This is a genomic window from Acinetobacter lwoffii (assembly GCF_024129435.1).
Classification (GTDB): domain Bacteria; phylum Pseudomonadota; class Gammaproteobacteria; order Pseudomonadales; family Moraxellaceae; genus Acinetobacter; species Acinetobacter lwoffii_F.
This window is the reverse complement of record NZ_JAMXXN010000027.1, coordinates 1-13683: the sequence shown is the minus strand read 5'-3', so window position 1 is coordinate 13683 and position 13683 is coordinate 1. Positions and strand designations below refer to the sequence as shown.

Sequence of the window (13683 nt, the reverse complement as noted above, 5' to 3'; positions counted from 1 at the left end):
AAGCAAAGAGAGAGAATGTTATGAAATCTAAGCTGATGATCAGTATGGGCGCTGTAATCCTGATGTCGATGAGCCAGTTTAGTCTAGCGGCACCTGCTGCAGAAAAAGTGGTACGCACAGATCGCATTAGCTTTTATAAAACAGCAAAAGTAAACGTAACAAAACCGAAACGTGTACAACGTAACGATCATATTCGCTTCAATATGCCGGTGATGGAACAACCCTCATTGCAGCAAAAACGTGTGCTACGCAGTGATCGTATTATCTTGAATAAAACCAGCTAATACCTGCCACGCTGATTGCCTCAGTAATATTGAAAAAAGCCCATGAATGATGGGCTTTTATTATTTTCTCGTATCAGTCAGTTTAAAATAACGCTTCTAAACGCACCAAAGCTCCGACATAGTGATCACGATCTTCGCGATGATCATTCAAATAGTTCAGGTCGGTCTGGACAAAAAACCATTCACGTAAAAAAGGTTGTCTCCACGACACATAGGGGCCCCAGCGGTTGAGACGCAGATCCTTGTCATTTAGATAACCACCGGTATAAATGCCGTAACTGAAACGGTTGTCCTGAAAAAACTGATGTTGCCTGAAGGTGTAGTTGTCCCAGGTCAGATCATCGTCTTGATCATCTGCATAAGTCAGACTAAGCTGATTGGAGAAAAAGGCCTGATTGGGACGGGCATGGATTAGCTCCAGATTGGTCCGTAAATAGTTTTCGCTTTGAATGCCGTAGCGATAAATCTGTTCGGCATGAAAAGAGTAGTCATTTTCCAGCGTCCAATCTTTACTGGCTTTGACACGCAGGTAAATATCATCTCCAGAACGCAAGCCCAGATCCAGATCGGTTTCGAAAGGAATGCGATCTGACCATTCAGACCAACGTAAGGCAAAAGAGCTGTTATCTTCACGTGCACGTTTAGTATCCAGACGTTTATCTCCGGAAGTGGCAGGATTTTCATTGGTAATCGCGACATTACTGTCTAATTCATTGTCCAGACTGTCATCACCAAACACCACACTCAGCTTTTGTTCCAAGGTCGGAAGTTTGATCTTGCCGCGGATTCGGGGCTTAATCTCATAGCCTTCATATTCATCCCAGCGATTATCTAGAATGATCCGTAATGTGGCTGCAGCTGGCTGATCCGGATCGGTTTCACCAAACCAGTTATCAATTTTATGTGCAGTACGATCAGCCCATTCGCGGATGCCTTTCTGTTTTTGATCCGCCCATGAATAATTTTCTGTCTCTAGCGTGGATGGAACGATGGCGACACTTGATTGCTCTGGCAGAACCGTTGGTGTTGCATCGATCAAACGTGGAATCTGATCCAGTAAGCCTGATCGGCTGGGCTCTGTATTTGTTGAACTGGCAGGAGCAGCTGTGACTGAATTGGCCCAAGACATGCTACCACTCATTCCTAAGCCCAGAGAGAGCAGTAAAATTTGAGTAACCCTGTTTATTTGCATGAGATATTTGTTGCTCTTGTATTCTTATATTCAGCTGTAGTTTTCTAAAAAACGGCCTTAAAAAGCAAGTTAAAGCTACAAAATAACAGCAATTATTCAATCATTTGAGCCTGAATTTCCCGATAAAGCTCTAATACCCGAATGGGTTGTGGCATTGTTAAAATAATATTGTGAATATTCTGCCAATTTAGCTGTTTGTCGCGTTGCAGCAAGATGTATGGATAGGCCAGCTCATCCTCTGCGAGAGAGATGCGTTTTTCACCATGAATCACTCGGATTTTTTGATGTTCCTGCAGTAAGAGTACAGGAGTAGAAAAATCAGCAGCAGCCTCTTTAAAAGAAATAAATTTCTGCTTCTGAATAAACTGGGCGGGTATAAACGGATGGTAATCTGGCTGTGTCCAGACTGTTTCAGCCTGCTGCAAGTAAGCTGTTGAAAAAAGTTCGAGTTGCATGAAACTATTGCTTATAACAGACCACGCTAGAGATTTAATCGCCGCAGCCCGGCGTTGATGATGGGTCAGCCAATGTTGAATACAATAGTGAGCCTGCAACTGACTCGGTACCCCTAAGAGCATCAGATATTTAACAAATTGGCCTTGCAGATTCAGTTGTTCAACCAAATAAACCTGACGTGCCTGCCAATTATCTTCTGCTGCATAATACAGTGCGATATCCAAATAGGCAGGATGCTCGATATTCTCAGTCAGTTCTAAAGCACAGAGTCGCTGGATATTGGTTTCTTCTAAGCCTAAAGGGTGTACATGGGCGTTTAGTTCCCCTAGTTGGATCTGTGCAGGGAATTGAATCAATTCGGAGACTGTAATCTGTTCTTGCTGAATTGTCGTTTCAGCTTTGAGCTGAGAATCGGGAGTCTCATATACAGGGGGTACCTGTATGGGTAGCTCATCTGAGCGATGTGGTTCTAGCGCATGGATTCTTGCCCTCGGCCGTCCCCGATGATATTTGGTTGTTTCCACATCTTTTAAGCTGGTTTCAGCTTCGTTTAAGGATAAGGCAGGAACGATCAAGGGGGGATCCTGTTGCAGACACGAAAATTGCTGCTGTTGTTGCAACAGCCAGATATAGCAGTGTTGCAATTCAGCCCATTGGCTGTGCAGGGCAGGAGCTTGGGGAGCCGGAATCAGCCAGATTTGCCAGCCACGTTCAGGATGATGTAAAACTGCCCAGCCTGAATCCGGATGGGCAGACAGTGCTTTTTGCAGCGCCAAGATTTCGGTGAAATAGCCACGAAAGCTTAGATGATAAGACGTGTTAGCAGAAAATTGGTAGGTGATAAGTTCAGGCTGAGTGCGGGCTTTAAATGCTGAAATCTGGGTTTTGAAAATAGGCTCATTACACAGATTAAAAATATCGCGTATTCTTTTTTTAGAACGGGCAATTTCATATAAAGGCAGGACTTTATGCTCCAGTTGCTGTGCCAGTTCATGTAGTTCTTTAATTAAGTGTGCTTTTTCTAAAGCATTCATTTTTTAATCTCTAGAGATGTTTCAGTGCTTTATCCAGGGTTTGTGCCAGTACAATGTTAACCGCCAGCTCGACCAGTCTGTATTCAGCAGAATTTGAGTCTGTATAGTTTTCTGCCATTTCAATTAAATAATCAATAGAAACTGACTGAGGCGGAATTTTGCCCTGTACCAATGCCTGAAGTTCATGCATAAAAAATTTTCTTATCATTAATCTATTTATATTGCTGCAATTATAAGCAGAGATCACATAAAATAGTGATCTATTTTGAGTATTTTATAAACAAATTTTTTAATTAAAAGTGATAAAAATCAATAGAAAAAATGAGAGTAGGAAATAGTCGATATTTTTTTTAGAGTTGTGCGTCTTTCACATTAAAGGTGTTTAATGTGATCAAAAAAACAGGCTGAATCAATCAGCCCGTTTTAATGAAAAACAGCTTTGCATTAAGCCGTTTTTTCAGTTACCACAGTCGCAGCATCTGCATTTACTGTTTCAGCAGGTGCTTTAGTCGCTGGAAAGTCTGGCAGATGAACCACTTGCGCCATTTGTGCAGACGCTTGAACAGAAAAAGCCATAACGGTTGCTGCGAAAGCAAATTTAAGAGCATTCATAGGATGACCTTTAATATCAGAGTGTTCAATGACTTGAACAGAGGAGAATATTTAAACTTAATTCGGGTGAAATAATAGCAAATAAGACTTAATAGAAAATGATAGATTCGGCAAATTTAGGCAGTAAATTTTAGATAAATTACTCTATAAAACAATAAATTAGTATATTTACTCTAGTTTGATTTGTGTGGTTTTACAGGGCTTTATACTTTATTTTAGCGATGAAAATCTGGACTTAATTGAGTGTCAAAATAAAAGGTCATATGTTTTCGATCTGCCAATTTAAAACTGAATTTCGAGCTTTGTTCAATCCATGTAAGTTTTTGCTATCGCTTGTTTACCAGCTGCTGCAATCTTCTAAGAATGGACTAAGATGGAGTTCCATTCATTTTCATGCTGAGAGTTTTATTATGGCAATTGCAAAAGTGGTAGAAGTCAATTCAAGCAGCAATAAAAGCTTTGAAGATGCGATTCAAACGGGCATTCAAAAAGTCACGGAAACGGTCAAAAATGTACAAGGTGCTTGGATCAATGAACAGAAGGTTGTCATTAAAGAAAATAAAATCACGGAATATCGTGTCAATTTAAAAATTAGTTTTCTGGTTGATTAAGCGAATGCCATTCAATAACAAATAAAAAACCCCATTTAAAATGGGGTTTTTTTATTGAACGTTGTTTTATTCAGCTTGGTCTGGCGTGTCACACGTTTCTGTTGAGCACTGTGCTGCCTGACTATTGGTTGAGGTATCGAGCGCTTTTTCAAATACTTGCAGGAAAACTTCTTTAGGCTGCGCGCCTGCTAGTGCCACACGTTGATCAAAAACAAAGAAAGGCACACCGGTTACTTTGAGTTGTTCGTGTGCCACTTCCTGATCAAATTTGACAAAGTCAGCATATTCTTCCGAATCCAACAGGTCATCGACTTCGACTGGATTGAGGCCGATACGCGCTGCGACATCTTCCAGCGTTTCACGTTCTCCAATGGCCAGACCTTGGGTCATATAGCTATAGAAGAACGCTTCCTGTGCTTCATTGCCCAAACCTTTGCTTTGCGCCAGGTGAATCAGGCGATGCGCATTAAAGGTATTGCCTGAATTGGCACCTTCCCAGTTAAATTCAATACCTTCGGCTTTGGCCATTTCAGCAATATTGCGCTGCATCTCTTCGACTTCTGCCACGGTGCGGCCATATTTTTGCGCCAGACGCTCAGAGTTGGAGACTTCCTGACGTACCGGTGCTTCAGGATCGAGCTGAAAACTGTGCCAATGTACTTCTAGCTCAATACCTGCTTCTTGTGCAGCAGCTTCTAAACGTTTTTTACCAATATAGCAGAAGGGGCAAACCACATCTGACCAGATATCTACGCGCATGTCATGTCTCTAATTTTGCTCTTGTGTTCAAGTATGAGGGTGAAGAATCAGAATTTAAAGCCCTTGAGCATCAGAAGTGTATTTCTACAGCATATCGGCAGGATAAATAAAAGAAGAAAGAGGAGGTGATAGCCAGGTAGCTTCCTTAATATAATCAGGTTCTGACTATTCAAAAAAATATAAAAATGCCATAAAAAAACGCCCCGTAGGGCGTTTTTTTGAATGCAGTTAATTATGCAGTTTTTACCGCAGCTTCAACAGCAAGCATGTGACCATTTTCTTCGAAGTTTGAGTGCCAAGAAAGCGCTTCACGAAGAAGATGAGGCGTATGGCCGCCTTTTGCACATGCACGGTCAAAGTAATCATTCAACGCATCGCGGTACATTGGGTGTGCACAGTTATCAATCACTGCACGTGCACGCTCACGCGGTGCCAAACCACGAAGATCCGCAAGACCTTGTTCAGTCACGAGAATATCTACATCGTGTTCTGCATGGTCGATATGTGAAGCAAACGGTACCACAGAAGAGATGTCACCACCTTTCGCGATTGATTTAGTTACAAAGATCGCCAAGTGGGCATTACGTGCGAAGTCACCTGAACCACCAATACCGTTCATCATTTTGGTACCGCAGACGTGAGTTGAGTTCACGTTACCGTAAATATCAAACTCAAGTGCAGTGTTGATGCCGATAATACCTAAACGACGTACCAGTTCAGGATGGTTTGAAATTTCCTGTGGACGTAATACCAGTTTGTCTTTGTATTGTTCAAGGTTGTTAAATACTTTTTCGCCATATTTAGCAGAAAGGGTAATTGAAGAACCTGAAGCAAACTTCATTTTACCGGCATCGATCAATTCAAACGTACAGTCTTGTAGTACTTCTGAGTACATGATCAAGTCTTCGAAGTTTGAATCTTTCAGACCCGTCAATACGGCGTTTGCAATTGAACCGATCCCTGCTTGAAGAGGTCCGAGGTTTTTCGGTAGACGGTCTTCAGCTACTTCTTTTTCAAAGAAAGCGATCAAATGGTTGGCAATGCTTTGAGTCTCATCATCTGGTGCAGTTACAGTAGATGGAGAGTCGTGCAATTCGCTGTTAAATACGATACCAACAATTTTAGATGGATCGATATTGATCGCATGCGTACCAATACGCTCATCAACTTGAGTCAATGGAATCGCTTGACGCGTTGGACGATACGTCGGGATGTAGATATCGTGCAAGCCTTCAAATGCCGGGCTTAAATTCGTATTGATTTCTACAATCACTTTTTCAGCAAAAATCGCAAAGCTTGCAGAGTTACCAACAGATGTTGTTGGAATGATGCCGCCATCTTCAGTAATCGCTACGGCTTCAATGATCGCAACATCTGGTTTTTTCAACTGCAGGTTACGCATTTGCTCAACGGTTTCAGACAAGTGCTGGTCAATGAACATCACTTCGCCGTTGTTGATCGCTTTACGTAAAGTGTTGTCTACCTGGAACGGTAAACGACGTGCCAATACACCAGCTTCAGTCAGTTGTTTGTCTAGATCGTTCCCTAGTGATGCACCAGTAATTAACGTGATCTTTAATGGGTTTGCTTTTGCCTGTTGAACTAAAGCTAAAGGAACCGCCTTCGCTTCACCAGCGCGAGTAAAGCCACTCATGCCCACAGTCATGCCATCTTGGATGAATTCAGCCGCTTGTTCAGGGCTGATGACTTTGTTGTGTAGGGAGGCTAAACGGATACGATCTAAAGACATTTTAACTCTCATTAATTCTTAAACTATGATACGGATTGTACCGCTCAAAAAATGTATTGTGCATAGGTGTTAGGCTAAGGTCTAATTTTTTAGCTAAATGTAGGTATAATAAAAAATGATGATTTTTAAATGATTGAATTCGTGAACTATAAAATGAATTGTATAGAAAAACTAAAAAGTCGTTTGTTGGATTATTGATCACTTCTTAAAAGTGATCAGTCAAGGTTTGGCGAATTTTATCGAGTGTGGTGGCAGGGGGAAGTGTCTCTGGGTTCACCTGATTTACGGGTAGTGAAATGATAGCTTCTAGCCCACCTTCAGGACGATTATGAATACGCAACTGACCATGGTGAATATCGACAATCCGTTTCACAATGGCCAACCCCAAGCCGCTGCCTTGTACCGTTCGTGCTGAATTGCCTCGAACAAAAGGCTGCATCAAGGCTTCAATCTGATCTTCCGGGATGCCTTCGCCATGGTCTGCGACACAAATCAACAGTTGATCTTCTTCAACATGCGCAGAAAGCTCAATTGGTTCTGAACCATAACGTTTTGAGTTGTTGATCAGATTGCCGATCAGTCTTTTTAGTGACATGCTGCGCGCCTGAATGGTCGGTATATCTTGTGGGGTGAATCGGATATCTAGCGGTTTAAACTGCTTGACCAGTTCCTGTAGCAGTACATTGACATTGGTGTCCTGCGGTTCTTCATCGGAACCATCGCGCATATAGGAAATGAACTGATCCAGAATCGCGTCCATATCTTCGACATCATAAATCAGGCCTTCTTTGAGAAAGTCTTCATCTGGCATCATTTCGGCACTGAGGCGGATTCGGGTTAAGGGCGTGCGCAAGTCATGTGAAATGCCGGCCAGCATGATTCGGCGTTCCCGCTCGGTCTGGTCCAGCGTATAAATCATTTGGTTAAAGGCATGATTGACCTGACGGATTTCCAGTGGACCATGATTGGTATCTAGATAGGGTGCTGAGCCGATTCGGCTATAACTGTTGGCGGCATTCTGCAAACGGCGTAAAGGACGGTTGAGCTGACGCACCAAGGTCAAAATAATGATGCCGACAATAATCGGCGTGCCAAGCAACCAGCCCAAAATCAGTTCATTGCTATAATTGGCATAAGTCTTTAAAGGTTCCTGTACCCAGTGACCATTCATTTCAGGAGTCTGGATCCAGATACGTGGACTCGGCTTAAACTGGAAATAGACTGTGGCTTGTTCGATACGTAACTCTTTGGCCAGTTTGGTTTCGATCTGTCGGGTAAAAAATTCGGCAATCAGCTTTTCACGGACAGTGGGATATTCTGCTGGATTGGTCACGTATTCAATGCCGACCCGATTTCTTAACCAATCGTCAATGTCGACTTCCTGCTGTTTGTGATACAGGCGCAGATCGGGATTGTTGAGAATTTCCAGTTCCATGGCCAGATAACGCGCATGTTGCTGGATTTCAGGTAAAAACAGGGTACGCCAAAAGAACCATAAGGACATGAACAGGCTGAAACAGACCACGAAAACCACCAGTACCGTGGTACGCATGGCAGCAGAACGCGGTTTGATCTTGTCGAGAAAGCGTTCCCCACGGGTACGCTTTTTTTCCGAGTAGCTGACAAAATCGGTAAATTTTTGTGGATCGATGGGGTCGATTTTCACACCAGCTCCCTGTAGGCATTTTCCAAATTGAGCAGTAATAATATTTGTAATGGAATCTTACTGCTTGAACCTTCGATGGAAGGAGCTTGTTGTGTTACTTTTTTTGAAAAAAGTAACCAAAAAACTTTGCCATTCGCTGAACTCGCGCATTTGTATACGAGCCTTTAAAGAAGGGGAGGCTCAAACAGCAGCGAATGGCTTTTAGGGACAATAAATTGGGGCAATCTTTATCCTATAAGTTTTCCTTTATTCAGCACCATCTGGAACAAAGACATAACCCACACCCCATACGGTCTGGATATAACGTGCACGCGCTGGGTTTTCTTCCACTAAACGGCGTAAGCGTGACACCTGAACATCAATTGAACGTTCCATGGCACCCCATTCACGGCCGCGCGCCAGATTCATCAGTTTGTCGCGGGTTAATGGTTCGCGTGGATGCTGCACTAGTGCTTTGAGAACTGCAAATTCACCGGTAGTGAGCGTTACCACTTGGCCTTCACGGGTCAGGGTGCGGGTAGATAGATCCAGTGACCAGGGACCAAAAGAAACCACTTCCATCTGCTGGCTTGGTGCACCTGGCACTTCACGTACCTGACGGCGCAATACCGCACGAATACGTGCCAAGAGTTCATTCGGGTTAAATGGTTTAGGCAAGTAATCATCAGCACCTGCTTCCAGACCGGCAATACGGTCCGAGTCGCTACCACGAGCGGTGAGCATAATGATAGGCGTATCGATATTGGATTGGCGTAAACGACGACAGATACTCAAGCCATCTTCGACCGGAAGCATAAAGTCGAGCACGATCAGAGAAAACAGTTCCCGCTGTAAAAGTCGATCCATCTGCGTGGCATCATGTGCAGTTTTAACCACAAAGCCTTTATCTTCGAGAAAACGCTGTAGTAAGGTACGCAGACGAACATCATCATCAACCACCAGGATCCGTTCGACCCGGTCCGTTTCGGTATGTACGGCATCGGCTTTTTCAGCAGGTACAACTAAACTCATGAGATGCTCCTTTATTCTTTATTGTCGTCATAAACAAAAATCAAATAGGCTTTGAGTATACGATTCATTAATATTAATTGACTATGCTCTAAAGCACCAAATATTGCAGTTAAAATCAAGACATAGATACCAAATATATACATCTAAATGAGCAAAAAATACGATTTTAAGCTGGATAAAAAGCAAAGTTCATACAAACTTTATCGGGAAAAGCAGAAAACTATGGCACTTCATAATATAAAGATGAGGTAAATTAATAAAAACAATGGTGGATTTTATAGACCCGGTCTTTATAATCATGCCATTTAGTACTTATCCTTGTGGGATCAAACACGATGACTGACTTAGTTCAGCAGTTGGCAAAAGAACTTGCCGTACGTCCAAATCAAGTTGAGGCTGCCATCAAGCTTATTGATGAAGGTGCCAGTGTTCCTTTTATTGCACGTTACCGTAAAGAAGTAACGCAAGGCTTAGACGATACGCAACTACGTCAACTCGATACGCGTTTATCATACTTGCGTGATTTGTATGAGCGCCGTGAAAAGGTGATTGAATCACTCAAAGAACAAGATAAATTATCTGATGATTTATTGGCGCGTGTGAATGCCGCCGAAACCAAAAATGCATTAGAAGAAATTTACGCGCCGTACCGTCCAAAACGTACCAGTAAATCATTTAAGGCCAAAGAAGCTGGTCTGGGCCCGATTGCTGAAAAAATCTTTAATGAAGCTGTTGATCCAGCTGAAGCTTTGGCGGGCTTTAGCCATGAAGATTATCCAGATACTGAAAGCCAGCTTGATGCGATCCAGCACATCCTGATTGATGACTGGGCGCAAAATATCGCGCTGACGACTGAACTTAAAGCGACATTTGCAAAAACTGCCGTGCTGAAAAGTTTGGTTGCAAGTGATGAGAAAAAAGAAGTCGGTAAAAAATTCCGCGATTATTTCGATTTCTCTGAAAACTTAAATAAAGTGCCTTCACATCGTTTATTGGCGATGCTGCGTGGCCGTCAGGAAAACGTTTTAGGCCTGAAAGTGGATGGCGAAGATGATGTTCCATTGGCGCGTATTGAAACTGAATACAATTTAGAAACTGTTCAGCCACAAGCACGTCAGGATTTCTTGAAGCAAACTGCAAAACTATTCTGGCTCGGTAAAGTTCGTCCAACGATTGAACATTCATTGCTGACTGAAAAACGTCTGGCTGCTGAAACAGAAGCGATGAACGTCTTTGCTGAAAACCTGCGTCATTTACTGCTGTCTGCACCTGCAGGCGCACGTACCACTTTGGGCGTGGACCCGGGTATCCGTACCGGTGTAAAACTGGCGGTGGTGAACGAGTCTGGTGATGTACTGGCACATAGCACGATTTATCCATTTGCGCCAAAAGACGATAAAGAAGGTTCACTGGCCGAGCTGGCGCGCTTATGCCGCGAGTTCAATGTTGACCTGATCGCGATTGGTAATGGTACTGCAAGCCGTGAAACTGAAGCTTTAGTTGCTGAAATGATGGCTGCGAACAGTGATCTGAAAATGACGCGTGTGTCTGTGTCTGAAGCCGGTGCATCGGTGTATTCAGCGTCGGAATTAGCTTCACAGGAACTTCCAGAGCTGGACGTGTCGATTCGTGGTGCGGTATCGATTGCACGTCGTTTGCAAGATCCATTGGCGGAACTGGTGAAAATCGATCCGAAATCGATTGGTGTGGGTCAGTATCAACATGACGTAAACCAGACCGGTCTGGCGAAAACCCTTGAAGCGGTCGTTGAAGACTGTGTGAACTCGGTGGGTGTGGATGTAAACACTGCATCAGCAGCGATTTTGGGTTATATCGCGGGTCTAAATAAATCAATTGCACAGCAAATTGTGGAATTCCGTAAGGAAAATGGTCGTTTTGACAATCGTCAGTCTTTGAAGAAAGTGCCACGTTTAGGCGAGCGTACTTTTGAGCAGGCTGCGGGCTTCTTGCGTATTCAAGATGGTACAGAACCACTAGATGCTTCTGCGGTTCACCCTGAGTCATATGCTTTGGTGAGCAAAATTGTTGAAGCGAAAGCAACGACTGTAAAAGACATCATTGGCAATACTGAAATCATTCGCCAAGTGAATGCTGAAGAATTTACAGACGAGAAATTCGGTCTGCCGACAATTCAAGACGTATTGGCTGAACTGGAAAAACCGGGCCGTGACCCGCGTCCAGAGTTCCGCACTGCTAAATTCCGTGATGACATTACGGAAGTTGCGCAATTGTCGGAAGGCATGCAGCTAGAAGGTGTAGTCACCAACGTGACTAACTTCGGTGCATTTGTCGATGTGGGTGTGCATCAAGACGGTTTGGTACATATTTCTGAACTTGCCAATGAATTTGTCGCTGACCCACATAAAGTGGTGAAACCGGGTCAAATCGTACAAGTCCGTGTTTTGAATGTGGATGCTGAACGTAACCGTGTGAATTTATCGATGCGTCTAGAAGGTTCTGAAGCTCCGGCGAAAGCACCACGTCAGCCACGTCGCGAGAATAATGAGCCACGTGGTGAACGTAAGTCTCAAGGTAAACGTCCACAGCAAGCACGTCCGCAAGGTGAGCGTCCTCAGGGCAAGAAACCTCAAGCGGCTAAACCACAAGAGCAAAAAATTGGTGGTTTGGGTGCGCTATTACTTCAAGCAGGGATTAAAGGTTCTAAATAATTTTCAGATATCTTTAATTTAAAAAAACCTCCCAATTGGGAGGTTTTTTATTGGATATTTATGAGTTAATCATCGGCACAATCCAGCTGGTGATAATCAGCAAAATACCGAGATGCCCCAATTTTCGTGTCACATAGACCAGCTTAGACGGTGGCTGTTCCAGTCTTTTTGCATATTCTTCCATGCTAATGCCGGGCTTACCTTTACTGGTAAATAAAAACACCGCCAGGTCGATACAAATCAGAATCGTACCGATATCAGCGACCAGTTCCATCAGGACAAAATCCTGGCTATACAGCGACATGCTGACGCTATAAATCAGATAAATGGCAAAGGCCAGACACAGGTATTGCAGGACAACTAAAAACTTCTGCATAAATCTCAACAGTTCACAAAATTAAAGCAATTATACAAATAATCGGGCAGCTACGGCCAATTACAAGGTCTGCATTACCTCAGCAAAATTCTGCTTCTCGACCAGTTCCAGAAATTCATCGCCCAGACGCTGACTTTCCACAATACATTGCTTCCACAGCTGAATCCGTTGGGTCTGGTCCAAACCTTTTAAGTTAAAGTCTTTACGATCAGGCAAACGACCCAAAGGCAAACTTTGCAGATATTGCTGCGATGGAGAAAGCAGCAAAGTTCGTGCCTGATTTTCCGGATTTGAAGTACGTTTAAATAACTTGTCGAACCAGCCGGGGGTAATGCTATCGGTAAAATGTGGATACAGCACAATACCTTTGCTCTGAAAAGGCAGGTCAATGTGATAATCAATCAGGCCACCATCGCGATAATAACCTTGCGGTGCATCTGGAATATTATTCACCGCTGCCATCACTCCGGGAATAGACGCTGAAGCCATCAACCAGGACAACACACTCTGTTCGGTCAGTGCATGATAATGCGTGGTAAATCCATCTTCAGCGATTTTAAACTGTTCACCGATATTGGGCTGGCTGATCACGCGCTGCATGAAATGACGGCTGTGCCGACGCGCGACTGCGGTCGTTCCAAGAATTCCAGCCACAGAAGCTAGCAACGGCAATGCCTTGTCACTCTGAAAAATGTGCTGGGCTTTAATTGAAATGACTGCGAGATGATAATCTGGATGATTGACCAGATCGTTTTCTTTGCCTTGTACCAGATTCAGCAGCATCCCACGGCAGATGTCGCTGACATCCTGACGGGTCATTTTTTTATGAAAATAGAGGTTGGTATAGAGTTCAGCCAAGCGTTCGGTTCCCTGTTGAGCACCATGTGCAGCCATACTGGCAAAGCGCCAACTACCAATCGAAGAACCCACCAAAGTTCTACGCTGAGGTGCACGTGGAAAAAACTCGCCAAAAATCGCCTGATCCAGTCCCTGGATCCCGATGCCTTTGGGGCCACCTGCAGCACCAGGTACAATATCGACCTGTTCGGGTTGCAAACCTTGTTCCAGAATCAGCTCGCGTGCCAGATGGCCAGCACGAATCGTCAGCGCAGGCGCACGCTTTTGTAAAATCTGTACCATGGTTGAACCTATACTAGGGCGTGTCCTCATTTGAAGAATTGGTTTTAAATACTTAAAATCCTCCTTTGAGTTATTTTTATTTCTATATTTTCAATGGCACGT

The 13683-nt window shown here is 43.6% G+C and carries 13 protein-coding genes; 3 read left to right on the top strand and 10 right to left on the bottom strand.

Annotated features, from left to right (window positions below; genetic code table 11):
• Positions 1-20: 20 nt before the first annotated feature.
• A complete protein-coding gene (locus NI455_RS13240; protein WP_253114589.1) occupies positions 21-284 on the top strand; it encodes a hypothetical protein in 264 nt (87 codons plus the stop codon).
• 82 nt (positions 285-366) lie between these two features.
• Here the strand turns inward: NI455_RS13240 and NI455_RS13235 are convergent, their stop codons facing one another.
• From NI455_RS13235 to NI455_RS13220, 4 genes are all read right to left on the bottom strand, one after another.
• Entirely contained in the window at positions 367-1476 is a 1110-nt protein-coding gene (locus NI455_RS13235; RefSeq protein WP_253114588.1) for a hypothetical protein, read from the bottom strand.
• A 92-nt stretch (positions 1477-1568) separates the two neighbouring features.
• The gene (locus tag NI455_RS13230) at positions 1569-2966 is read right to left on the bottom strand and encodes a hypothetical protein (protein ID WP_253114586.1); all 1398 of its coding nucleotides are present in this window, start codon (positions 2964-2966) and stop codon (positions 1569-1571) included.
• 10 nt (positions 2967-2976) lie between these two features.
• Entirely contained in the window at positions 2977-3156 is a 180-nt protein-coding gene (locus tag NI455_RS13225) for a hypothetical protein (RefSeq protein ID WP_005245836.1), read from the bottom strand.
• A 254-nt stretch (positions 3157-3410) separates the two neighbouring features.
• Positions 3411-3578, bottom strand: coding sequence for a hypothetical protein (locus NI455_RS13220; RefSeq protein WP_005267563.1), 168 nt, complete (start codon positions 3576-3578; stop codon positions 3411-3413).
• Positions 3579-3988: 410 nt separating this feature from the next.
• Here NI455_RS13220 and NI455_RS13215 point away from each other — a divergent pair, with 410 nt between their 5' ends.
• Complete coding sequence (locus NI455_RS13215) at positions 3989-4189, top strand: dodecin family protein (protein ID WP_004278594.1); 201 nt, start codon at positions 3989-3991, stop codon at positions 4187-4189.
• Between the two features lie 66 nt (positions 4190-4255).
• Here the strand turns inward: NI455_RS13215 and NI455_RS13210 are convergent, their stop codons facing one another.
• The 4 genes from NI455_RS13210 to ompR all read right to left on the bottom strand — a co-directional run bounded on the left by NI455_RS13210 (position 4256) and on the right by ompR (position 9375).
• Positions 4256-4948 (bottom strand): DsbA family oxidoreductase, encoded by a 693-nt coding sequence (locus NI455_RS13210; RefSeq protein WP_114541636.1) that lies wholly within the window; start codon positions 4946-4948, stop codon positions 4256-4258.
• A 232-nt stretch (positions 4949-5180) separates the two neighbouring features.
• On the bottom strand, positions 5181-6698 hold the full coding sequence (scpC, locus tag NI455_RS13205; protein ID WP_004647324.1) for a succinyl-CoA:acetate CoA-transferase ScpC: 1518 nt from the start codon (positions 6696-6698) through the stop codon (positions 5181-5183).
• 205 nt (positions 6699-6903) lie between these two features.
• Positions 6904-8364 carry an ATP-binding protein gene (locus NI455_RS13200; RefSeq protein WP_253114584.1) on the bottom strand — a complete coding sequence of 487 codons (1461 nt, stop codon included), beginning with the start codon at positions 8362-8364 and terminating at the stop codon, positions 6904-6906.
• Between the two features lie 246 nt (positions 8365-8610).
• Positions 8611-9375, bottom strand: coding sequence for an osmolarity response regulator transcription factor OmpR (gene ompR / locus NI455_RS13195; protein ID WP_004278590.1), 765 nt, complete (start codon positions 9373-9375; stop codon positions 8611-8613).
• Between the two features lie 335 nt (positions 9376-9710).
• On the opposite strand from ompR, the gene NI455_RS13190 reads away from it, so the two are divergent.
• The gene (locus NI455_RS13190) at positions 9711-12065 is read left to right on the top strand and encodes a Tex family protein (RefSeq protein ID WP_253114581.1); all 2355 of its coding nucleotides are present in this window, start codon (positions 9711-9713) and stop codon (positions 12063-12065) included.
• Between the two features lie 58 nt (positions 12066-12123).
• Here NI455_RS13190 and NI455_RS13185 read toward each other — a convergent pair whose 3' ends face one another.
• Both NI455_RS13185 and NI455_RS13180 read right to left on the bottom strand, forming a co-directional pair.
• Positions 12124-12441, bottom strand: a complete 318-nt coding sequence (locus NI455_RS13185) for a hypothetical protein (RefSeq protein ID WP_005245842.1) — start codon at positions 12439-12441, stop codon at positions 12124-12126.
• 60 nt (positions 12442-12501) lie between these two features.
• Positions 12502-13581: a patatin-like phospholipase family protein gene (locus tag NI455_RS13180; RefSeq protein ID WP_253114579.1), complete on the bottom strand. Its 1080-nt coding sequence runs from the start codon at positions 13579-13581 to the stop codon at positions 12502-12504.
• Positions 13582-13683: the final 102 nt, after the last annotated feature.

Bases quoted from the DNA above. Each gene is read 5' to 3' on its own strand.
- NI455_RS13240 (WP_253114589.1), top strand. From the start codon at position 21: ATGAAATCTAAGCTGATGATCAGTATGGGCGCTGTAATCCTGATGTCG.
- NI455_RS13235 (WP_253114588.1), bottom strand. From the start codon at position 1,476: ATGCAAATAAACAGGGTTACTCAAATTTTACTGCTCTCTCTGGGCTTA.
- NI455_RS13230 (WP_253114586.1), bottom strand. From the start codon at position 2,966: ATGAATGCTTTAGAAAAAGCACACTTAATTAAAGAACTACATGAACTG.
- NI455_RS13225 (WP_005245836.1), bottom strand. From the start codon at position 3,156: ATGCATGAACTTCAGGCATTGGTACAGGGCAAAATTCCGCCTCAGTCA.
- NI455_RS13220 (WP_005267563.1), bottom strand. From the start codon at position 3,578: ATGAATGCTCTTAAATTTGCTTTCGCAGCAACCGTTATGGCTTTTTCT.
- NI455_RS13215 (WP_004278594.1), top strand. From the start codon at position 3,989: ATGGCAATTGCAAAAGTGGTAGAAGTCAATTCAAGCAGCAATAAAAGC.
- NI455_RS13210 (WP_114541636.1), bottom strand. From the start codon at position 4,948: ATGCGCGTAGATATCTGGTCAGATGTGGTTTGCCCCTTCTGCTATATT.
- scpC (WP_004647324.1), bottom strand. From the start codon at position 6,698: ATGTCTTTAGATCGTATCCGTTTAGCCTCCCTACACAACAAAGTCATC.
- ompR (WP_004278590.1), bottom strand. From the start codon at position 9,375: ATGAGTTTAGTTGTACCTGCTGAAAAAGCCGATGCCGTACATACCGAA.
- NI455_RS13190 (WP_253114581.1), top strand. From the start codon at position 9,711: ATGACTGACTTAGTTCAGCAGTTGGCAAAAGAACTTGCCGTACGTCCA.
- NI455_RS13185 (WP_005245842.1), bottom strand. From the start codon at position 12,441: ATGCAGAAGTTTTTAGTTGTCCTGCAATACCTGTGTCTGGCCTTTGCC.
- NI455_RS13180 (WP_253114579.1), bottom strand. From the start codon at position 13,581: ATGGTACAGATTTTACAAAAGCGTGCGCCTGCGCTGACGATTCGTGCT.